This window comes from Gammaproteobacteria bacterium, from assembly GCA_036381015.1.
Taxonomy (GTDB): Bacteria; Pseudomonadota; Gammaproteobacteria; order Steroidobacterales; family Rariloculaceae; genus ZC4RG20.
On sequence record DASVDR010000009.1, the window covers coordinates 26976 to 48474 of the forward strand.

Annotated in this window: 23 protein-coding genes and 1 tRNA gene; 11 read left to right on the forward strand and 13 right to left on the reverse strand. The window is 67.1% G+C overall.

The genetic code is table 11. From position 1 onward, the window contains the following. Positions 1-100: 100 nt before the first annotated feature. A tRNA-Thr gene (locus VF329_03255) sits at positions 101-176 on the reverse strand. 79 nt (positions 177-255) lie between these two features. After that, the gene (locus VF329_03260) at positions 256-672 is read right to left on the reverse strand and encodes a Fur family transcriptional regulator (GenBank protein HEX7080012.1); all 417 of its coding nucleotides are present in this window, start codon (positions 670-672) and stop codon (positions 256-258) included. Positions 673-911: 239 nt separating this feature from the next. Between VF329_03260 and VF329_03265 the strand changes: the two genes are divergently transcribed. The 8 genes from VF329_03265 (at position 912) to VF329_03300 (ending at position 8564) form a co-directional block, all read left to right on the forward strand. After that, on the forward strand, positions 912-1448 hold the full coding sequence (locus tag VF329_03265) for a GspH/FimT family protein (protein HEX7080013.1): 537 nt from the start codon (positions 912-914) through the stop codon (positions 1446-1448). Positions 1449-1541: 93 nt separating this feature from the next. Further along, on the forward strand, positions 1542-2159 hold the full coding sequence (locus tag VF329_03270) for a GspH/FimT family pseudopilin (protein ID HEX7080014.1): 618 nt from the start codon (positions 1542-1544) through the stop codon (positions 2157-2159). 52 nt (positions 2160-2211) lie between these two features. Continuing rightward, positions 2212-2661, forward strand: coding sequence for a type IV pilus modification protein PilV (pilV, locus tag VF329_03275; protein HEX7080015.1), 450 nt, complete (start codon positions 2212-2214; stop codon positions 2659-2661). Further along, positions 2654-3682 carry a PilW family protein gene (locus VF329_03280; protein HEX7080016.1) on the forward strand — a complete coding sequence of 343 codons (1029 nt, stop codon included), beginning with the start codon at positions 2654-2656 and terminating at the stop codon, positions 3680-3682. Before pilV ends, VF329_03280 begins: the two co-directional genes overlap by 8 nt. Next, the gene (locus VF329_03285; protein HEX7080017.1) at positions 3679-4131 is read left to right on the forward strand and encodes a PilX N-terminal domain-containing pilus assembly protein; all 453 of its coding nucleotides are present in this window, start codon (positions 3679-3681) and stop codon (positions 4129-4131) included. The genes VF329_03280 and VF329_03285 overlap by 4 nt, the downstream gene beginning before the upstream one ends. Positions 4132-4149: 18 nt before the next feature. Continuing rightward, positions 4150-4527 (forward strand): hypothetical protein, encoded by a 378-nt coding sequence (locus tag VF329_03290; protein HEX7080018.1) that lies wholly within the window; start codon positions 4150-4152, stop codon positions 4525-4527. Positions 4528-4567: 40 nt separating this feature from the next. Further along, positions 4568-7972, forward strand: a complete 3405-nt coding sequence (locus VF329_03295) for a PilC/PilY family type IV pilus protein (protein HEX7080019.1) — start codon at positions 4568-4570, stop codon at positions 7970-7972. A gap of 91 nt (positions 7973-8063) precedes the next feature. After that, positions 8064-8564, forward strand: a complete 501-nt coding sequence (locus tag VF329_03300; protein HEX7080020.1) for a type IV pilin protein — start codon at positions 8064-8066, stop codon at positions 8562-8564. Positions 8565-8576: 12 nt separating this feature from the next. On the opposite strand, the gene lspA is transcribed toward VF329_03300, so the two are convergent. The 4 genes from lspA to murJ all read right to left on the reverse strand — a co-directional run bounded on the left by lspA (position 8577) and on the right by murJ (position 15139). After that, a complete protein-coding gene (lspA, locus tag VF329_03305; GenBank protein ID HEX7080021.1) occupies positions 8577-9107 on the reverse strand; it encodes a signal peptidase II in 531 nt (176 codons plus the stop codon). 3 nt (positions 9108-9110) lie between these two features. Next, positions 9111-12251, reverse strand: coding sequence for an isoleucine--tRNA ligase (gene ileS, locus VF329_03310; protein ID HEX7080022.1), 3141 nt, complete (start codon positions 12249-12251; stop codon positions 9111-9113). Positions 12252-12617: 366 nt separating this feature from the next. Further along, complete coding sequence (locus tag VF329_03315) at positions 12618-13547, reverse strand: bifunctional riboflavin kinase/FAD synthetase (protein HEX7080023.1); 930 nt, start codon at positions 13545-13547, stop codon at positions 12618-12620. 2 nt (positions 13548-13549) lie between these two features. Beyond that, entirely contained in the window at positions 13550-15139 is a 1590-nt protein-coding gene (gene murJ, locus VF329_03320; protein ID HEX7080024.1) for a murein biosynthesis integral membrane protein MurJ, read from the reverse strand. 128 nt (positions 15140-15267) lie between these two features. Here murJ and rpsT point away from each other — a divergent pair, with 128 nt between their 5' ends. Continuing rightward, complete coding sequence (rpsT, locus tag VF329_03325; protein HEX7080025.1) at positions 15268-15531, forward strand: 30S ribosomal protein S20; 264 nt, start codon at positions 15268-15270, stop codon at positions 15529-15531. On the opposite strand, the gene obgE is transcribed toward rpsT, so the two are convergent. From obgE to rplU, 3 genes are all read right to left on the reverse strand, one after another. Next, positions 15514-16671, reverse strand: coding sequence for a GTPase ObgE (obgE, locus tag VF329_03330; protein ID HEX7080026.1), 1158 nt, complete (start codon positions 16669-16671; stop codon positions 15514-15516). The genes rpsT and obgE overlap by 18 nt on opposite strands. Positions 16672-16788: 117 nt before the next feature. Next, on the reverse strand, positions 16789-17046 hold the full coding sequence (gene rpmA / locus VF329_03335; GenBank protein HEX7080027.1) for a 50S ribosomal protein L27: 258 nt from the start codon (positions 17044-17046) through the stop codon (positions 16789-16791). Between the two features lie 38 nt (positions 17047-17084). Continuing rightward, positions 17085-17408 (reverse strand): 50S ribosomal protein L21, encoded by a 324-nt coding sequence (gene rplU / locus VF329_03340; protein ID HEX7080028.1) that lies wholly within the window; start codon positions 17406-17408, stop codon positions 17085-17087. 240 nt (positions 17409-17648) lie between these two features. Here rplU and ispB point away from each other — a divergent pair, with 240 nt between their 5' ends. Beyond that, positions 17649-18647, forward strand: a complete 999-nt coding sequence (ispB, locus tag VF329_03345) for an octaprenyl diphosphate synthase (protein HEX7080029.1) — start codon at positions 17649-17651, stop codon at positions 18645-18647. A 90-nt stretch (positions 18648-18737) separates the two neighbouring features. Here the strand turns inward: ispB and VF329_03350 are convergent, their stop codons facing one another. Next, on the reverse strand, positions 18738-19034 hold the full coding sequence (locus VF329_03350) for a DUF1244 domain-containing protein (protein ID HEX7080030.1): 297 nt from the start codon (positions 19032-19034) through the stop codon (positions 18738-18740). Between the two features lie 17 nt (positions 19035-19051). Continuing rightward, positions 19052-19939 carry a sulfotransferase domain-containing protein gene (locus tag VF329_03355; protein ID HEX7080031.1) on the reverse strand — a complete coding sequence of 296 codons (888 nt, stop codon included), beginning with the start codon at positions 19937-19939 and terminating at the stop codon, positions 19052-19054. Between the two features lie 122 nt (positions 19940-20061). Here VF329_03355 and VF329_03360 point away from each other — a divergent pair, with 122 nt between their 5' ends. Continuing rightward, on the forward strand, positions 20062-20505 hold the full coding sequence (locus VF329_03360) for a host attachment protein (GenBank protein HEX7080032.1): 444 nt from the start codon (positions 20062-20064) through the stop codon (positions 20503-20505). A 5-nt stretch (positions 20506-20510) separates the two neighbouring features. Here the strand turns inward: VF329_03360 and VF329_03365 are convergent, their stop codons facing one another. Next, positions 20511-20984: a DUF6644 family protein gene (locus tag VF329_03365; protein HEX7080033.1), complete on the reverse strand. Its 474-nt coding sequence runs from the start codon at positions 20982-20984 to the stop codon at positions 20511-20513. A gap of 14 nt (positions 20985-20998) precedes the next feature. Further along, positions 20999-21472 (reverse strand): hypothetical protein, encoded by a 474-nt coding sequence (locus VF329_03370; GenBank protein ID HEX7080034.1) that lies wholly within the window; start codon positions 21470-21472, stop codon positions 20999-21001. Positions 21473-21499: the final 27 nt, after the last annotated feature.

The following is a 21499-nucleotide window of genomic DNA, read 5'->3' on the forward strand; positions in this document are numbered from 1 at the left end:
GACCGCCGCGGCAGCTCTCGATGACCGGGCAGAACCTGGCGACGCCGCTCGGCTCGAATGACTCGCAGGTATGGGCTGTAAGCGTTTGTTTATTAACGGGTGGTGCCGGTGGACGGATTCGAACCGCCGACCCACGCATTACGAATGCGTTGCTCTACCAGCTGAGCTACACCGGCTTGGTGACTGACGGGCTGAAGCGCGGATCTTAGCCGATCGGCGCACGCAAGTGTCGAACCGCTCGCGGCCGCCCCGCGCTCATTTCGACTTGGCCGGCAGCCCGCGGACGCGGATTACGACCTCGACCCCCACCTGCTCCGTGCCGTCGGGCAGCGGAGCCCGAAGCGCGAGCTGCACGCCTTCGAGCGGAATGTCGACGAGCTCGCCGGTTTCCACGTTATAGAAGTGATGATGCGGCACGATCGTCGAATCGTAGAACTGCCGGCTGGGATCCACCTCCACCGTGCGCAGCAACCCGCGATCGCGGAACAGATTCAGCGTGTTGTACACGGTAGCCTTCGACACGCGCGAGCCCGCTTTGCGGATCCTCGCGATGATCTGATCGGCCGACAAATGCTGCGGCTGTGCCAGGATGGCCTCGGCGACGTCCAGGCGCTGCGGCGTGGGAAACACGCCCCGTTCGGTCAGAAGCGCTGCGATACGATCTCGGGTCACGGACGGGCCCGTCATAAAAATCAAGTGGTTGCCAAGTATACCTAGCGGCACGACGAAATTGCTACCGGCATGGGCCCTCTGACCGCGGACCGCGCCGATTTATCCGCGAGGATCGGCCGATTTCGTGCGTAGCCCTCCGGCTCTCGCCCCGTCTAGCCTTCCCCACGCCCGGCAACGGGTAAATCCGGCGGCCCGGGGGCGCCACGCGTCCGGATGCCGCTCATCACGGGAGCACCGTCATGCGACCTCGGGGCTTCACGCTTTGGGAAATGCTTTGCTCGCTCGCCGTCGCCGCGCTCGTGCTGGCAGTCGGCGTGCCGACGTTCGAGGCGTTCGTGCTGGACGCGCGGCGCACGGCCGACGTGAACGGGTTCGTCGTCGCCGTTCAGCTCGCCCGCAGCGAGGCGAGCAAGCGAAGGCGAGCCGTCGTGGTCTGCAAGACCGCCGACCGGCTTCGTTGCGGCGGCCGCGAGATCCGCTACGACGCCGGCTGGATGGTGTTCGTCAACGAGGACGGCCTTCGCCCGCCGCATCGAGCCCCGAAGGAACCCCTCCTCTTCGCGTACACACCGCGCGTCGAGGGGCGCATTACGTCGAACCGGCCGCTGTTCGAATTCCGCCCTTTCACGAAGCGCAGCACGAACGGCACGATCACGTTCTGCGATCGGCGCGACGCGCCGGCGGCCCGCGCGGTCATCGTGAGCTACACCGGCAGACCGCGCGTGTCCGACCGCGGTCCCGGCAACCGTCCGCTGTCTTGCGCGCACTCGACATAACGCCGCCGCGCGATTCGCCGCTCGTCGCCGCGAATCCTCCGATCGTCGGCTCGGGCGATCCGGTCCCCGCCGCCGGCTCTATATTCGCGCGCCATGAACGCGAGAGAGAGCGGCTTCACGCTGTGGGAGATGATGATCGCGCTGCTGGTCGCCGGCATCGTGCTCGGCATCGGCGTGCCGAACTTCATGGAGTTTCAGCGCAGCAACGCGATGACGGCGGCCGCGAACGACTTCGTCACCGGCGTGCTGTTGGCGCGCGGGGAAGCGGTGAAGCGGCAGGCGCCGGTCACGCTCTGCGCCTCGGCGGATCCGCTCGCGAATCCGCCCGTCTGCGGCGATTTCGATGCTGCCGACGGCGCCTATGTCGTTTTCGTGGACGACGATGCCGATGCGGTCGTCGATGCGGGCGATACCGTGCTGCTGCGGCGACAGGGGCCTGGCGGCACCCTTCAAGCCTGGGGCGACAGCGGCTACATCGTTTACGGGGCAAACGGCTTTCCTCGCGAAGCGGCCGGTCATCCGGACGACCCGGCGACCGTCGTGCTGCTTTGCGACGACCGCGGCAACGTCGCCTCGCTCGGCGGTCTGTCCTCCGCGCGAGCCGTGCGCATCGAGCCCACGGGGCGCAGCGTCGTGCGGCAGTCGATCGCCGACGTCGCCGATGCCGTGAGCGATCTCGCGACGGCCGGAGTCACGGCCGATTGCCCGTAGCCGCGGGTACGGGTTTCTCTCGCAGCGTTTCAAGCAGTCAGGCGAAGAGGCGATGAAGCAGAGGGGATTCAGTCTGATCGAAGCGCTCGTGGCGCTCGTCGTGCTGTCCGTCGGCATGATCGGCATCGCGGCGATGTACGGCCAGGGCCTCGCCGCGGGCCGCACCGCGCAATTTCGCACGCAGGCCGTGAACCTGGTTGCGGACATGGCCGATCGCATCCGAGTGAACCGCTTGGGCTTGGCCGCGTACGCGGGCGCCGGCGCGGACCACGACTGCGATCCGCAGACCGGAGGCCCGGCCGACTGTACACCTGCGGATATGGCCGCTCACGACGTCTTCGTGTGGAAACAGCAGGTGCAGCAGCTCCTGCCGGACGGCAAGACGTCCATTGCGGTCGACACCGCCACCGTTCCGCCGACCTACACGATCAGCGTGAGCTGGGACGAGGTGGGTCAAGGCACGCTAACGCACACCGTCACGATTCAGGTCCCCGATGAGTAACCCGCTGCAAGACTTCGGCCGCGCGCACGGGCGCCGTCGCGCGACCGGCATGACCCTCGTCGAGCTCATGGTGGCGCTCGCGATCGGATCGTTCCTGCTGCTCGGCGCCGTCACGGTCTTCGTGCAGAGCCGGTCGACGTTCCGGGTCGCCGACTCCGTGTCGCGGCTGCAGGAGAACGCCCGATTCGTGCTCGACCGGCTCGAGCCCGATATTCGGATGGCCGGCTACTTCGGGCTGACGTCGCGGCCGACCAAGCTGCTGGGCCGCGCCGGCCCCGACGATCCGGCGGGTCTCGGCCCGCAGGAGTGCGAGACGAACTGGGCCATCAACGTCGAGGCGGTCGTCGAGGCCACGAATAACGGCTATGCGTGGGGCACCGGATGCGATCCGTTCGGCGGCACGGCCGCGGCCGACGCCGACACGCTGATCGTCCGGCGCGTGAGCGAGGACGAGATCACGGGTTCGCTCGACGCCAACACGCTCTACGTCCAGTCCGCGCGCTCGGTGGACGGGCAAATCTTCCAGGGGACGACCGTGCCCACGCTACCCGGCACGAGCCAGACGCACCGGCTCATCGTGAACGGCTACTACGTCAGCCAAACCTCGACGTTGAGCACCACCGACAACACGATCCCGTCGCTGCGCGTGAAGCGCCTGACGTCCGGTGCCGGCGGTCCCGTCGTCGTCGACGAGGAAGTGCTGCCGGGCGTCGAGGACTTTCAAGTCCAGCTCGGCGTCGATACCGACGCCGTCGGCGCGGCCGGGCGAGGATCGATCGACCGCTACGTGAATCCCGGCGACGGCATATTGGTGGAGGGAAGCGCAACGTTCATCCCCGACGCTCAAGTCCTCGCCGTTCGGATATGGGTGCGCCTCCGGGCACTCGACCCCGAGGTCGGCTACACCGACTCCACGAACTACGTGTACGCGGACCAGAACGTGGCCGCGTTCAACGACGCCTTCAGGCGCATCGTCGTCTCGAAGACGATCTTTCTGCGCAACGCGAGAACGGTGATATGAGCATGAGAGCCACTCTTGGATCGCATCCCGCGAAGTCGAGCCAGCAAGGCGCCGCGCTCGTCGTCGGCCTCGTGCTCCTGCTCGTGATGACCGTTCTCGGCGTATCCGGGATGAACACCGCCACGCTCGAGCTCGTTATGGCGGGCAACGCCGAAGCTCAGCAGGACGCGTTCCAAGCGGCCGAAACCGGCATCGACGCGGCCATCGCGGAGCGCAACTGGAACACGCTGGGGCCGGTGACGGTCACGCGGACGATCACGACGGACATCAGCGCCCAAGCCACGACGACTAATACGGCGTGCACCGTTTATCCGGACACCGCGTTCAGCGCCGGAGTCACGGGCGGCGTCGGCGCCTATCACTTCGACGCCATCTCCGTCGGCGAAGGCCCGCGCGGCGCGCAATCCACACATACGCAAAGCTTTTACGTCGCGGGCCCCGCCTGCTGACGAACCGGGAGAACGATCATGACCAAAATACTCTTGCCCTTGCTGGCGGCCTGCCTTCTCGCAAGCCCGAACGCGTGGGCCTTCAAGAGGGTGTTCGAGCTGGTCGAGCGCTCGTACGAGCTCACCCTCGACACCGTGACCCTGCCCGACAGCACAGCCGGCACGGTCATCTTTCGCGAATGCGACACATGCGATCCGAAGTCGCTGCGGGTCACGTCCGCCACGCGATATTTCCTCGACGGGACGGAGCTCGCGTTCGCCGACTTCAAGCAAATGGTCGAGGCGCTTCGCGCCGACGACGACACGATCAAGGGCGTTTACGTCCACTACGACATCGAAACGACGAACGTAACGCGCATCCGCGTCGTTCAGTATCCGCGTCTCGCCGCGCAGTAAAGCTCGCCGGCCGGACGCTCGAGACAGGGAGCGTGCAGTGATGAACAAGACGATCCGTGTGGCCCCTCAGCGTGCGGCGGCGACCGCGCTCGGGCTTCTGTGGACGCTCGTCGCCGGAGCGCCGGCGCTCGCCGACGACACCGAGCTCTTCGTCGTCGACAGCTCGCAGTTTCCGGAGACGCGGCCGAACGTGCTGCTGATCATGGACACATCGGGAAGCATGCACGACCAGATCTGGACGCAGCCGACCTACATTCCCGGAACCTACGAAGGCCCGTGTCCCACCGATCGCGTATATTGGCAGAAGGGTGACGACAATTGGCCGCCCAACTGCGACGGGTGGCGGGAATCGGATAACTGGGTCGAACGCGACTCCTTCCTATGCGACGCGGCCGTGCAGGCGTTCTCCACGGCGGGCTACTACATCGACCGGATGGCGCAATACGACGCCGGCGACGAGAAATGGAGGGACGTCAGCGACGACCGGCACACGCGCGTCGTCGAGTGCCAGGACGACGGGGGCGTGCACGGCGACGGCATCGATACCACGAAGCTGTGGGCAAACAACCGCGGCGATCCGTGGAGCGCCGACGAGGACGACGAGATCAATTGGCGCGACCGCGACACGTACACCTTCTACGATAGCAACTGGCTGAACTGGTACCACAGCACGCCGGGCGAGTATCAGCGGAAGATCGACATCGTCAAGGACGTCGCCGCCGACCTGCTGAATACGGTCAACGGCATCAACGTCGGGTTGATGCGCTACAACTGGAACTTTGACGATTGGCACGACAACGGCGGGCCGGTCATCTTTGCAATGGAGGACATCTCCACGGCTCGCGAGCCGCTCCAGGAGATCATGGCCGGATTGCCGGCGGACGGCAACACGCCGCTCGCGGAGACGATGTACGAAGCGGCGCTTTACTACCTCGGTCGCAAGGTCCATTTCGGAAACTATGCGGCTCCAGAGAAGAGCGTCAACGCGGCCCGGACGGCCAGCGATCCGAGCATCTACAAGACTCCCGTCGAGTTCGGCTGTCAGAAAAACTTCATCGTGTACCTTTCGGACGGCTTGCCGACGCATGACGACGACGCGGACGACGAGATCGAGCAGCTGATCGGCGCCAATTGCGATGGCGATTGCCTCGACGAGCTCGCCGAGTACCTGTACGAGAAGGACATCTCTCCGACGAAGTTCGACGGCTTTCAGAACGTCATCACCCACACCATCGGCTTCGCGCAGGACATTCCGGTGCTCGAGGCCGCGGCTCAGAAGGGCGGCGGGCGCTATTTCCAAGCGAACAATACGGCCGAGCTCACGACCGCGCTGACGAGCATCGTCAGGGACATCCTCGAGACGCAGACGACCTTCACGTCGCCGGCCCTGACGATCAACAGCTTCAACCGGATGCAGCACCTGAACGACCTCTACATCACGATGTTCGAGCCGGCCGGCAACGTGCATTGGCCCGGCAACCTGAAGAAGTACCGCTTGCGCCCGTCGGACGCGACGATCGTCGACGCGAACGGCGAGCCCGCCGTCGACGGCGACTACTTCGCCGAGGGCTCGAAGAGCTTCTGGTCCGACGCGGTGGACGGTAGATCGGTCGAGAAGGGCGGCGCGGCGAACGAGCTTCCGGACCCGACCGCACGGCGCCTCTTCACGTGCCTCGGCTGCACCGTCGGCCGTTCGTTGCTGAGCGCCGACGGGAATCTGGTTACGAAGGAGAACACCGCGATCACCGCCGAGCTTCTCGGCCTCGGCGCCACCGGCGACCCGGCGCGCGACTTGCTGATCGACTTCATTCGCGGCGTCGACGTGACGAACGTCGACGGCGAATCGGCGACGCTGGTTCGTTACCAGATGGGCGATCCGCTGCATTCGCAGCCGGCGACCGTGATGTACGACGAAAACACTTCGATCGTCTACTTCGCGACCAACGACGGCTATCTCCATGCGATCGATACCGAGGACGGTCACGAGCACTGGGCCTTCATCCCGGAGGAATTCCTCCCCGACATGGTCGACCTCTACCACGACGAGTCGACCTCGACGAAGCACTACGGGATCGACGGCTCGCTGCGGGTGCACATGGTCACCGACAACAACGGCCGTGTGGATGGCACCGACAAGGTGTACCTCTACTTCGGATTGCGCCGGGGCGGCGATACCTACTATGCGCTCGACGTCACCGATCCGGACGAGCCTTACTTCATGTGGAAGCTCGATGCGTCGGCCCTGCCGGTAAGCATGGGAGAGACCTGGTCGAACCCGGTGCCTACGCGAATCAACATCTCCGGCGCGAGCTATGCCAGCGGCAACGATCAGAAGCTGGTGCTCGTCTTCGGCGCCGGTTACGACGACGGTCACGATCAGCCCGGTTTGCCGCCGGCACCGAATATCGGCAACGGCATCGTGATCGTCGACGCGTTGAACGGCAACCTGCTGTGGCACGTCACGGCCGGCGGCGGCGATATGTCCGCCGCGACCAGCATGCCGAACATGAAGTACTCGTTCGCCGCGGACATCAAGGTCGTGGACCTCGACGGCGACAAGTTCGCCGACCGGATGTACGCGGCCGACCTGGGCGGCCAGATATGGCGATTCGATATCTTCAACGGCGAGCCGAAGGGTGAGCTCGTCCACGGCGGCGTCATCGCTCAGCTCGGCGGCGCTCCCGCCGCGGATCCGCCCTACGCCGATACGCGCCGCTTCTACTATGCGCCGGACGTCGCGATCGTCAACAACGGCGACTTCAACTTCATGCACATCGGCATCGGCTCCGGTCATCGCGCACATCCGAACAGCGAGCTGACACAAGATCGCTTCTATGCGCTGAGGGATCAGAATCCGTTCAAATCGCTGACTCAAGCGGAGTTCGACGCGCGCGAGGCCGACCCGATCACGGAGGCAGACTTACCCGACATCAGGGACATCATCGATTCGGACACCCTCGCGACGCTGCTTCCGGCCGATGCCGACGGCTGGCGCATGGAGCTCCGCGAGCATCGCGCGAGCGACGGCGATCCGAAGGTCTGGCGAGGCGAGAAGGTGCTGGCCGAGGCGAGGACGTTCGACAACAAGGTGTTCTTCACGACGTTCATCCCGGGTGCGAGCGCGACGGCGAACGATTGCACGCCGCGCCTCGGGACGAACCGGCTGTACGTCGTCGATCTCTTCACCGGCCGCCCGGTGCCGAACAACTTCGACGAGGAGACGGACCCCGATTCGCTCGACGTCACGGACCGCTACCGTGAATTCGGCGGGTCGATCGCAAGCGAAGTGGTGTTCCTGTTCCCGTCGCCGGAGGACCCGACAGGCTGCGTCGGCGAGGAGTGCACGCCGCCGCCGGTGGCGTGCGTCTCGCTCTTCTGCTTCCCTCCGGGATTCGCGAATGCCCCGGTGAGGACCTTCTGGAGTCAGGAAAGCATCGACGATTGACGCGCGCCGCTCGCCCGAGCCGTGCGCCCCGGCCAGGTTCGGCCGGGGCGCACGCGCGTGCCGGAGTCATGCAACGGAGAATGATGAAATCATGACGGTTCAAGAACGAATCTCGAGGCGCGGGACCCGGCTCCGTGCCGCAGGCCGGGCATGGCCGTCGCCGCTCAGCCGCGCCGCCGGCGTCACGCTCGTGGAGCTGATGGTCGTCGTGGTCTTGATCGCGATCCTCGGCCTTATTGCCGTGCCGAGCTATCGGGCGTACACGCAGCGGGCGCATCGCACCGAGGCGAAATCGGCGCTGCTCAGGCTACAGGCCAATCAGGAGCGCTGGTACCTCCAGAACAACACGTACACCGCCGATCCGGAAGCCCTCGGCTTCACGGGCGACAAGACCGAGAACGGCGTCTACTCGCTTTCGATCACTGCGGCCGCCGGCGGACTGACCGAGGGTTACACGGCGACCGCTACCCCGGCTGCCGGAGGCGGCACGAACGGAGTCGACATGACCGACGACGACGAATGCGCTTCGTTCTCGATCGACTCGCAGGGCGTGCGCGACGCGTCGCCCGACCCGAACGGCCGCTGCTGGTAGCGGCGGGCCGTGCTACGAACCGTCCGCCTTCGCCTTTACGGCGCCGCGCCGCATCGCGACGAGGTTGTCGAGAATGAGCAGCGCCGCGCCGATCGTGATCGCGGAGTCCGCGACGTTGAAGGCCGGGAAGTACCACTCCGCGTAGTGCACGCGGATGAAATCGACCACGTGCCCCCACCGCACGCGGTCGATGACGTTGCCGAGCGCGCCGCCGAGCACGAGCGCGAGCCCCGAAGCGAGCAGGTGATGCCCGCGGGCCGGCAGGCGTCGCAGCCAGAACAGAATGCCGGCGCTGACCGCGATCCCGAGGCCGGTGAAGAGCCAACGCTGCCATCCGGAAGCGTCGCTCAGGAAGCTGAACGCGGCGCCTTCGTTGTGCAGCCGGACGAGCGTCAGGAACGGCAGCAAAACGGTCTCGTCGAACTCTTGAAAATGCCGCACGACGACGGCCTTCGTCGCCTGATCGAGCACGATCACGGCGAGCGAGAGCCATAGCCAGTTGCTCGCTCCGGCCTTCAACCCCAACCAGCGACGTTCGGCCATTCCTTACACGCCCTCCCGCGAATCCTTGGCGAGTCGAATGATCCAACGGTGCTCGCCTCCGGACTGCTCCGCGACGAAGGCCCGATCGGAATCGGGCGCCGCCCAGCGGCTCGCGAGCGTCTCGGTCATCACGTACTCGCGGAACGCACGGAGCGCATCGTGGACGGCCGCGTCGCCGTCGATCTCGAGGACGATCCGGTCCGCGACGTCGAGCCCGGCCTGCTTGCGCGCGTCTTGCACGGCGCGGACGAGCTCGCGCGCGAGCCCCTCGCGGCGCAGCCCGTCGTCCAACGACGTATCGAGCCCCACGAGATAGCCGCCCTCCTCCGCGCAGGCGAAGCCTTCGGCCGACGCGGTCTCGACCAGCAGGGACTCCGGTGGGAGCTCGACCTCGCAGCCTTCGATCACGGCGCGCTGCGTCTCGCCGCGCGCCACGGCGGAGGCGACCGCGGCGGCGTCCGCCGTCGCGAGATACTGCCGGATCGCGGGAATGAGCTTCCCGTAACGCTTGCCGAGCAACGGCAGGTTGGGCTTGATTCGATAGCTCACGAGCTCGGCGTCGCGGGCGAGCAGCTCGATGGACTTGACGTTCAGCTCGTCGAGGATCTGGTCCTCGTGGCGCTCGACCGCGCGCGTCGCGGCGGCGTCGGGCACACGCACGAGAAGGCGCTTCAAGGGCTGGCGCACCTTCAGGCGCGACTCGTTCCGCGCGGCGCGCCCGAGCCCGACGACCCGCTGCACGATCTCGGTCTCGGCGAGCAGAGACGCGTCGAGGCGCTCGGGCCGGTGCTCCGGCCACTCCGTCATGTGCACGCTCATCGGCGCGGAGGCGTCCACGCGCCGCACGAGATTCTGGTACATGGCCTCGCTCAGGAAAGGGACGAACGGCGCGAGGAGCCGCACGAGCGTCGCGAGGCACTCGTACAGCGTGACGTACGCGGCCTGCTTGTCGTCGCCGCTCGCGGCCTTCCAGAAGCGCCGCCGGTTGCGCCGCACGTACCAGTTGCTGAGCTGGTCCACGAAGCGCTCGATTGCCGCGCCCGCTTGCAGCGCGTCGTAGCGCTCGAGCGCATCCGTGGCGGTCCGCACCGTCTCTTCCAGCAGCGAGATCACCCAACGGTCGATCTCGGGCCGCGCCTCGTACGGGACGTCGCGAGTGAAATCGACGTCGTCGAGGCGCGCGTACATCACCAGGAAGCCGTACGTGTTCCACAGCGTGTTGATGAAGCTGCTCGCGACGTCGCCAATGATCTCGACGGACACGCGCTTTTGCACGTCCGGCGCGACCCGCGCGGTGAAGTGCCAGCGGAGCGCGTCGGCGCCGACCGAATCGAAGACGTCGTACGGGTCGACGATGTTGCCGAGCGACTTCGACATCTTCTTGCCGTCCTGGTCCACGATGTGGCTCAGGCAGACCACCGTCCGGTACGCGGCGCTGTCCGAGATCATCGTGGCGATCGCATGCAGCGTGTAGAACCAGCCGCGGGTCTGGTCGATCGCCTCGCAGATGAAATCCGCCGGGAAGCTCTTCTCGAACGTCTCGCGGTTCTCGAAGGGGTAATGCCACTGCGCGTACGGCATCGCGCCCGAATCGAACCAGCAGTCGATGACCTCGGCGACGCGCCGATACTCGCGCCCGTCGTGAACGAACGTGACCTCGTCGACGGCCGGCCGGTGCAAGTCGAGGCCCGCAAGGCTTCGGCCCGCCCGCTCCTCGAGCTCGGCTACCGAGCCGATGCAGATGTAGTCGCCGGCGCCGTCCGTCCAGAGCGGCAGCGGCGTGCCCCAGAAACGCTCGCGCGACAGCGCCCAGTCGATGTTGTTCTCGAGCCAGTTGCCGAAGCGGCCGTCGCGAATGTACTCCGGCACCCAATGGATGCCCTTGTTCAGCTCGACCAGCCGCTCCCGGAACGCCGTGGTGCGGATGTACCAGGCGTTCTTCGCGTAGTAGATCAACGGATCGCCGGTCCGCCAGCCGAACGGATAGTTGTGCCGATAGCGTTCCTCGCGGAAGAGCAGCCCCCGCTCGCGCAGCAGCCCGATGATGACCGGGTCGGCCTCCTTGAAAAACTTGCCGGCAACGGGCTTCACGTCCGGCAGGAAGTAGCCGTCCTCGCCGACGCCGTGCACGACCGGAAGATCGTGCGCTTGACCGAGGCGCAGGTCGTCTTCGCCGTAAGCCGGCGCAATATGCACGATGCCGGTGCCGTCCTCGGTGGTGACGAACTCGGCCGTGCGCACGCGGCAGATGTCGCCCTCGGCCGGCAAATAGTCGAACAGGCGCTCGTATCGCATCCCGTCGAGCTCGCGCCCGAGCGCCGTGCGCGTGATCTCCGCGCCTTCACCGAGCACGCGCTCGACGAGGTCCCGCGCGAGGATCAAGGTCTCGCCGCCGTGCCGGACCCACGCGTACTCGACGTCGGGATGCACCGCCAGCAACAGGTTCGAGGGCAGCGTCCACGGGGTGGTCGTCCAGACGAGGAAGAAAACGTTCTCTTCGCCTTGCACCTTGAACCGGACGAACACCGAAGGGTCCTCGACTTCCCGATAGCCGAGGGCGACCTCGTGGGACGACAGCGTCGCGCCGATGCGCGGATCGTACGGGACCACCTTGTACCCCTGGTACATCAAGCCGCGTTCCCAGATCTGCTTCAGCAGCCACCAGACGGACTCGATGTAGGCGTTGTGGAGCGTGAAGTAGGCCTCGCTCATGTCGACCCAGTAGCCCATGCGCTCGGTCATGGCCTCCCAGTCGGCGACGTAGCGCATGACCGACTCCCGGCACTTCGCTACGAAGCTCGCGATGCCGACCTCCTCCTCGATCCGCTTCTTGTCGAAGATGCCGAGCGCCTTCTCGACTTCGTGCTCGACCGGCAAACCGTGGGTGTCCCAGCCGGCCTTTCGGGGGACGTGGAAACCGCGCATCGTCTTGTAGCGCGGATAAAGGTCCTTGAACGTGCGCGCGAGCACGTGGTGGATGCCGGGCCGGCCGTTGGCCGTGGGCGGACCTTCGTAGAAGACGAACGACGGCCGGCCGCGCCCCGCTTCGAGCACGCGCTTGAATACGTCCTCGCGCCGCCAGAACTCGAGGACTTCCTTCTCGAGGGCCGGCCCGTCGTAACGGGCAGCGACTGGTTCGAACATCGATCGATTCCGCGAATTTGGACTGGCCCCGCGGCAGCCGGCGGCTTCGGTGCGGCCTGACCGGCGGCGGCGCCGGGGCGATGGGGAGGTCGCGGTACCACCCGGCTTTGCCGCGTCCTTGCGGACTCGGCCTCGTGGGCTGCGCGCGCAGCCCGGCTCGCTGACGGGAGCCAGACGACTGAACCTACTGATCGCGCGGCGCGGCCGCCTCGGGCGCCCGCTCGACATGCCGCGGTGTTCGGAACAGCAGCTCCGGGGTGATATTCGCCGGTGCGCGGGTCAGGGCTTCCACCATCCCCTGCTCGCTGTGCCCGCCGCGGGCCGGTTACTCGTCCCCTTCACGGCTTTGCGGCGAGTGTACGCGATTCAGGCGCGAAGCGCAGCCCGGGCTTCCACGACGTCGCGCTCGATTTGCGCCTTCAGTGCGTCGAGATCCGCGAAATGCCGCTCCTCGCGCAGGCGTTTGACGAAGTGAACCGTAATGTGCTCGCCGTAGACGTCGCGGTCGAAATCGAAGATCAGCACCTCGAGCAACGCTTGCCCGCCGCCGATCGTCGGGCGTGTGCCGACGCTCGCGACGCCGTCGAGCAACCGGTCGTCCAAGCCCTCCACGCGGACGGCGAAGATGCCGTCGATGGGCGCCCGCCGCCGCTTCAGGCTCACGTTCGCGGTCGGAAAACCGAGCTGCCGGCCGAGGCCCAGGCCGCGGATCACGCGGCCGGACATGCTGTAGTCGCGGCCGAGCATGCCCTTCGCGGCGGCGAGGTCGCCGGCGGCGAGGGCCGCGCGGATCAATGTGCTGCTGACGCGCTGCCCCTGCCACGACACGGGCTCGACGACCGTGACGCCGAATCCATGTCGTCGCCCCGCCGCGCGTAGCTCGTCCAGACCTCCTCCGCGCCCGAATCCGAAACGGAAGTCGTGGCCGACGATCACGTGCCGCGCGTCGAGCGCAGCGACGAGAAGCGAGTCGACGAAGACTTCCGGCGAGAGACGCCGGATCTGCCGGAAGGACGGGCAGAAGAACTCGTCGACGCCGTGCCGCGCAAGCAGCTCGAAGCGCTCTCGGAAGCAGGTCAGCCGCGGCGGCGGGTTTCGCGGCGACAGGACCTCGCCCGGCATCGGCTCGAACGAGAAGACGAGCGCCGGGCAGCTTCGCTCGCGCGCCGACTCGAGCAGCCTCGCCAATATCTCCTGGTGCCCCAGATGCAAGCCGTCGAACGCGCCGATCGTCACCGACCGGCCGTTCGGCGCCGCATGCCGCCGCAGCGCGCCGATCGTGCGACAGAAGCGCATGCTCAATCGCGAGACCGCAGGCCTGAACGGCCCTGCGCGAGCGCGCGCGGCCGCAGGCCCGCGGCAAAGCACGCCGCGAAATAAGCCGCCGCGCCGCCGAGCACGCAGACGCCGAGCCACGCGAGGCGCTCGCCGCGGGCCATCGCGAGCCAATCGCCGGCCTCGCCCAGCACCCAGACGAGATAGGCGGACATGACCGCACAGCCGGCGACGACCTGCGCGAGGAGCGGCCGCCATCGCGCGCGAGGGCGATAGATGCCGGCCCGGACGAGGCCGGACAGCAGCATCGCGCCGTTGAAGAGCCCCGCCAACGACGTTGCGAGCGCGAGTCCCGCGTGCGGCGGCGCCCGGTCCGTCCCGACGAGCAGCGTCACGAAAAGCACATTCAGCACCAGGTTCAACAGCAGAGCACGCACGGCGATCCTGACCGGCGTGCGCGTATCGTGCCGTGCGAAGTACGCCGACGCCAACACCTTCACGAGGATGAACCCGATCAGACCGGGAGCGAACGCCCGCAAGCTCGCCGCCGACATCGCGACGTCGCGCTCGGTGAAGACGCCCCCGTAGAAGATCGTCGTGAGCAGCGGCTCGGCCGTGAGGAGCAAGCCGAGCGCGGCGGGCAGTGCGACGACGAGCACCCAGCGCAGCGCCCAGTCCAAGGTCGCCCCGAACGCGTCACGCGACGCTTGGGCGTGCTGCTCGGCGAGGCTCGGCAAAATCACGGTCGCGAAAGCGATGCCGACGACGCCGAGCGGAAATTCCATCAGCCTGTCCGAGTAATACAGCCAACTGATGCTGCCCGCCGCGAGAAACGACGCGATCAGCGTATCGAGCATCAGGTTGATCTGCGCGACCGACGATCCGAAGACGGCCGGCACCATCAGCCGGAGCACGCGCGCGACGCCCGGATCCACCCGTTGCCATCGCGGCGGCGGCAGCAACCCGAGCTTCAGCAGGAACGGCACCTGGAACGCGAGCTGCACGATGCCGGCCACGAGGACGCCGGCCGCAAGGCCGACGCCGGGCTGCGAAAAGCGCGGCGCGATCCACGCGGCGAAGACGATCAGCACGACGTTCAGCAGCACGGGCGTGAACGCCGGGACGGCGAACCGGCGGTACGTGTTCAGGATGCCGCCGGCGAGGGCCGTCAGCGAGATGAACAGAAGATACGGGAACGTGAGCCTCAACATGTCGACGGCGAGCTCTTGGCGCCCGTCGCCGCCACCGAAGCCGGGGGCGAAGACGAGAATCAGGAGCGGCGCCGCCACGACGCCTATCGCCGTCACGGCGAAGAGCACGACCGTGAGCGTCCCGGCCGTCCGGTCGATGAGCGCGCGGACATCGGCCGGCGACCGTACGCTCCGGTATTCCGAGAGCACGGGGACGAATGCCTGCGAGAATGCGCCCTCGGCGAAGAAGCGGCGAAGCAGGTTCGGAATCTTGAACGCGACGAAGAACGCATCCATCAGAAGGCCCGCCCCGAACCAGTGCGAGAACGCGATGTCGCGGGCGAGGCCCGTGATCCGAGACACCAGGGTCATCGCGCCGACCACGCCGGTGGAGGCGAGCAGATCCTCCCGGGGCGCGGTCACTGCGGGCGATTCGGGCCGACTTTCCATAAGGGGCGCCGGCGCGGCGACCGGCTTGACTTGATTTCGAGGGCTTCGAATAATACCGCCCCTTTCACGGGTCCCCGCCGACCGTCAAACGGAACGACACCTTGGCCAACATTCAATCCGCTAAGAAGCGCGCGCGGCAGAACGTCGAGCGGAGGGCGCACAACGTGGCACTGCGGTCGCGAGGCCGCACGGCGATCAAGAAGGTCCTGAAAGCCGTCCAATCCGGTGACAAGGAGGCCGCCGCGGCCCGCTTCCGCGAAGCCGTGCCGGAAATCGACAAGATGGTCTCGAAGGGCCTGATCGCGAAGAACCGTGCCGCGCACTACAAGAGCCGCCTGAACGCGAAGCTACGCGCGATGTCCTGAGGGGCTTGCCGGCGTCGTGTCCGGCCCGTTGCCCTCTTCCTCGTCCGCCTCTGGCGCTTCGCCCGCCTCGGCCGCATCCGTCGCCTCGGGCGCTCCCCTCGCCTCCGGCGCTTCGCTCGCCTCGGCGCCCCGGTGCGTCTCGAGAAAGCGCATCGCGTCCTGCACGAGGATCTCGGTTCCCTCCCCGGTCAATGCGCTGATCCCGTAGGCCGGGCTCGACCACCCGAGCTTCGCGACGACGCGCTCGACGTGCTCGCCCCGCTCCCCGGGCGGCATCAGATCGAGCTTGTTCAGCACGAGCCAGCGCGGCAGGCCCGCGAGCACCGCCGAGTAGCGCTCGAGCTCGGCCTCGATCGCACGGATCTCGGCTGCGACGTCGTCGAGCCCCCGGTCGGGGCCCGCCGCCACCACGTGCCACAGCAGACGGGTGCGCTCCAGATGCTTCAAGAAGCGGATGCCGAGCCCCGCGCCCTCCGCGGCGCCCTCGATCAAGCCTGGAATGTCGGCGATCACGAAGCTCCGCTCGACGCCGACACGAACGACGCCGAGGTGCGGATGAAGCGTCGTGAAAGGATAATCCGCGACCTTCGGGCGGGCTGCCGAGACGGCTCGCGTCAACGTCGACTTGCCGGCGTTCGGGGCGCCGAGCAGGCCGACATCGGCAAGCACCTTGAGAGCCAGCAGGAGATGCCGGGCCTCGCCGGGCTCGCCCGGCGTCGCCCGCCGCGGCGCGCGATTCACGCTGCTCTTGAAGCTGGTGTTGCCGCGTCCGCCGCGGCCGCCCCGTGCGACGAGCAGCACGTCGCCGGCCCGGCGCAGGTCGCCCAGCGTCTCGCCGGTGTCGAGGTCCGTGACCTCCGTGCCCTCCGGAACCGGCACATAAAGGTCCGCGCCCGACGCTCCGGTCATGTTGCGCCCCGCGCCGCCCCGGCCGTTCTCGGCCTTGAAGCGCCGCTGGACGCGGAAATCCGCGAGCGTCCCTAGGCCTTCGCGAGCGATGAGGTACACGTTGCCGCCGCGGCCGCCGTCGCCGCCGTCCGGGCCGCCGCGCGGAATGTATTTCTCGCGCCGGAAGCTCACGCAGCCGTTGCCGCCTCGACCGGCCTCGACGCGGATGTCGGCTTCGTCGACGAATTTCACGGCCGCTGCCGCCGGCGCATCGGGGCCCGGCCGTCGCCTCGCCGCGGCCCGGGCTCGCCGGGACGAAAAAAGCCCCGACCGGCGGGGCTTTTTCGAGCCGGCTTCACCGCACGCGGGTCAGTCCGTGACCACGCTCACGTGCGTGCGCTTCTTCCGGCCCTTCGTGTCGAACGCGACCCGCCCCGCGGCGAGCGCGAACAACGTGTGATCGCGCCCGACACCGACGTTCGCGCCGGCATGAAAGCGCGTGCCGCGCTGCCGCACGAGAATGTTGCCCGGCGCGACCTGCTCGCCGCCGAAGCGCTTGACGCCGAGCCGTTTCGATTCAGAATCGCGCCCGTTCTTCGAGCTGCCGCCTGCCTTCTTGTGTGCCATGACCGAATCTCCTCACTATGCGCGCCGAGCCGGCGTGGCTAGGCGGCGTCGCCGCCCGTGATGGACGTGATCTCCACCTCGGTATAGTGCTGCCGATGCCCGTGCGTCCTTCTGTAGTGGGCGCGCCTCTTGAATTTCACGACCTCGATCTTCTTCGTGCGACCTTGATCGACGACCTTGCCCTGTACCTTACCGCCCGGAATCAGCGGCGAGCCGATGCGGATATCCGTGCCGGAGCCGACGAGAAGCACCTGATCGAAGTCGACGACGTCGCCGACGGCCGCGTCGAGGCGCTCGACCTTCAGCCGGTCGCCGGGGCTCGCGCGGTACTGCTTACCGCCTGTACGAAAGACCGCATACACCGCAAGATGCTCCTAAGCCGCTGATGAAGCTCCGCCGGGCGGCGGAAAAGCGAGGAATTCTAGTGGGCGGCGGAAACGCGGTCAACGAACGGCGCCCCGCGGGCGCTCCGCAGGCGGGAAGCGCGGGGACGGCCGCGACGCGTGCGCTGCGTGCGACGGTTGCGCCCGAAAAACGCCGACGCGTGCATCGAGTCGGGGCCGGCGCTCGCCAACGGGCGCGCTATCAGGCATCATCCGCTGATGCATGTTGCCGCAAGCCGACACTCGGCACCTTCCCTCGACGCACTCAGATCACTCGTCGGCGACGATTGGGGCAGCGTCAACCGGGTCATCTATCGGCGCCTCGGCAGCGACGTCGCGCTCGTCAACCAGGTAGCCCATCACATCATCCATAACGGCGGCAAGCGGTTGCGGCCGCTCGCGGTGCTGCTCGCCGCGCGCGCGTGCGGATATCGCGCCGACGCGCACATCTCCGCGGCCGCCATCATCGAGTTCATCCACACCGCCACGCTGCTTCACGACGATGTCGTCGACGGCTCCGGGCTGCGGCGCGGTCAGCGCACGGCCAACGCGAAGTTCGGCAATCAGGCAAGCGTTCTCGTCGGCGATTTCCTGTATTCGCGAGCCTTCCAGATGATGGTCGAGATCGGCGACATGAAGATCCTCGACGTGATGGCCAACGCCACGAATACCATCGCCGAGGGCGAGGTTCTGCAGCTGATGAACTGCAACAACCCGGACATCACCGAGGCGGACTACATGGAGGTCATCTACCGCAAGACCGCGAAGCTGTTCGAGGCGGGCACGCGAATCGGCGCGATCCTCGCGGGGCAGGACGAGCGTGTCGAGCAGGCCCTCATCGGCTTCGGCCGCCACCTCGGCCTCGCCTTTCAGCTGGTGGACGATGCGCTCGATTACGCCGCGAAACCGGAGGAGCTCGGCAAGAACATCGGCGACGACCTGGCGGAGGGGAAGCCGACTCTGCCGCTGATCTACGCGATGGACCACGGCAGCGCGGCGGAGCGCCACATGATCCGCGAAGCGATCGAGACCGGCGGCACGCAAAACCTCACGTCCATCCAGCTCGCGATCGAGTCCTCCGGCGGCCTGCGCTACACGGCGGAGCGGGCGCGCACCGAAGCCGACGCCGCGATCGCCGCCCTGTCCGTCCTCCCGCCGTCGAAATGCCGCGAGGGCCTCGCCGGCCTCGCCCAGTTCGCCGTCAACCGGCGCTTTTGACGGCGGACGAGCGCGCAGAGCCTCTTTCCCGCCGCCGTCCCCGCATACGATGCGGCGAGAAGCCAGCTGGGCCTCGTTGTCGCGCCGCGCCTACGCCTTCTTCTGCGCCGCCTCGAATCGCGCGAGCTGCTCCGGCGTGGCCGGCGGCTGGTAGCGCGACTTCCACTCGTCGTATGGCATGCCGTAGACGCGCTCGCGAGCCGTTTCGAGGTCGACGTCGAGACCTCTCTCCTGCGCCGCCTCCACGTACCACTTGCTGAGGCAATTCCTGCAAAAGCCGGCCAGAATCATCAGCTCGATGTTCTGCACGTCTTTGCGCTCGTCGAAGTGCCGAAGCAGCCGCCGAAAGACGGCTGCGTCGAGCTCCGTTCGGGTCTGCTCGTCCATACTCTCTTTCCGATTCTCTAAAAGGTGTTTAGCGCTTCGCGCACGACGTCGGGCCACAGCTCGTAGGCTCCCTTCCCGCCGGTGCGGCGCGCGAACTCGTCCGCAAGGCGTCTCGCCTGCTCCGCCGAGAAGTGGTTGCGCCAGTCTCCGACGATCCCCTTGCGGACGAATTCCGGCGCGCCCGGCGCTCGGGCGCTCGACCAGCGCCGCTGCTCGCGGCTCATGCTCCGAAAGCTGCTTTCCTCGAGCACGGCCGCGACAAGGCGAGAATCACGCACAACGTCGCGGGCGGCGCCGCCGAGAAACTCGCCGACTTCACGGATGACGGCCTCGGTCTCCTCCTGCATCCGCTCGTAGGTGACGAAGAGCACGTTCGAGTCGTCCTTGCGCGCGTACCACGACAGAAGGTGCTCGAAGTAGTCGCCGAAGTCCACTTCGCCGGCGATGAAGCACTCGAAGAAATCGTCGAACGTGCCATCGGCGAAGTCGTAGTGCTGCACGAAGCCGCGCGTATGGTGGAAGAACGAGACCGCGCAGTCGAACGGGTTGCGCGCGACGTAGATGTAACGCGCCGCCGCGTCGTAAGGCACCATCGAGAACGGCAGGTGCGTCTTGATCAGCCGCGGCTCCGGCAGCTTCTCCACCGGACCGGCGCCGACCTCCTCGAGATGCGGAAACACCTGATCCAGGCGCTGCCCGGGCCCGAGCGGCTGCCCGCGGCTCCGAATCAGGAAGACGATGTACTGCATCCACGTCGTTCCGCACTTCGGATACGTGCAGACGAAGACATCGGAAGCGCGCGGCCGGTAGCGCAGGCCGGAGCCGAAGCCTTCCACGGGGAAGCCCATCGGCATGCGAAAACCGTCGTGCACGACGTAACGAGGGCGGCGGACGGGCGCAGGCATCGGTATCGGCGTCGATGTTCACGGCGGCGCGGGGAACTGTAGGATACCTCGCGGAGGCACGTCGTTCACGGACGACCCCATCGACGACACAGCTTGCCGGTTCAACCGGCGTCGGAGGCACCATGAGCAAGGATTGGATCGCCGTCGCCGACAAGACCCGCTGCCGCATCTTCGAGCAGTCGAGCCGCCACGGTCCCCTGCAGGAAATCGCCGACCTCGTCGCGCCCGCCACGCGGCTCAAGAACCAGGACATCAACGCGGATCGCCCCGGGCAGGCGTTCGACAGCGTCGGCCACGGCCGTCACGCGATGTCCTCGTCCGTCGAGCCGGTCGAGCAGGAGGCCATCCGCTTCGCAAAGGAGATCGGCGAGACGCTCGACGCCGCCCGGAAGCGAAAGCGGTTCGACCGGCTCTACCTCGTCGCCGAGCCGCGCTTTCTCGGCTATCTGCGCCAAGCGTTCGGACGGCCTCTACAAGAGTCGATCGCCGCGGAAATCGACAAGGATTGGACGGCGCAAACGTCGAATGAGATCCGCGTGCGCCTGCGAGACGTCCTTTTCGGCTGACGGATCTAGACGTACGCCATCCAGCGCCCGGCGGTCATGACGCCGAGCCAGAGGGCGAGCGAGAGCGTCGCGATGACCTTCACTGCGGGCGGCGTGCGGCCGATCGACACCCAGTCGCTCCCCGATCTCGCTGCCGCGATCGTGAAGATCAGCGCATTGATGCCCGCGAGCACCATCAGCGTCATCTTCAGCCAGAACATCCGGTTCACGCCGAACGACGTGGCACCGTAGACGAACATGAGCGTGCCGGTGGTCACGTTGATGAGGAAGCCGACCCAGACCCACCGCAACAAGCCCAGCATGGCCGGCAGCGGCAAGCTGCGCGCGACGCCGAGCAGCCGCAGATCGATCAGCATGATTCCGCCGACGAGCATCGCGAGGCCGATGTAATGCGCAGTCTCGAACGTGGCGTACATCCAGACCGAGGTCTTGATCGCTTGAGCGACAGGAGTGCTTTCGAGCCAGATCAGAAATTCCATCCGCGCCCCCGGAGCTAGGGCAGGTACGCGATGAGCCGCCCGGCGACCGCCGCGCCGACCCAGAACGTCAGCGACGCCCCGGCCAGCCATTTGGCGCCGGCGGAGGGCGTCTCCGCCGCGCTCGCCGCGGGCTCATCGAAAATCTTGCGCCCGAGCAGCACCGCGTTGACGCCGGCCAATAGGATCAGCGCCAGCTTGACCCTGAACGTGTAGCTGCTGAAGAAGTAGATCGCGTCGGACGTGAACAAGGCAATGCCCGAGATCGCGTTGAACGTGAACCCGAGCCACGCGAGCGGCAGCAGATCACGCGTGCCGAGCAGCGGAAGCTCCGGCTTGAAGCCGAGGACGCGCAAGTTGATCAAGCCGAGGGAGCCGAGCAGCATCGCCATCCCGACTGCGTGCACCGTCTCGAGCAGCGGATAGGCCCACACGGTCTCGGCCACCGCCGTGGCCAGCGCCGTGCTCTGCAACCAGGCCAAGAAGTCCATCGAGAACGACGTGGGGCGGGCAGCCTA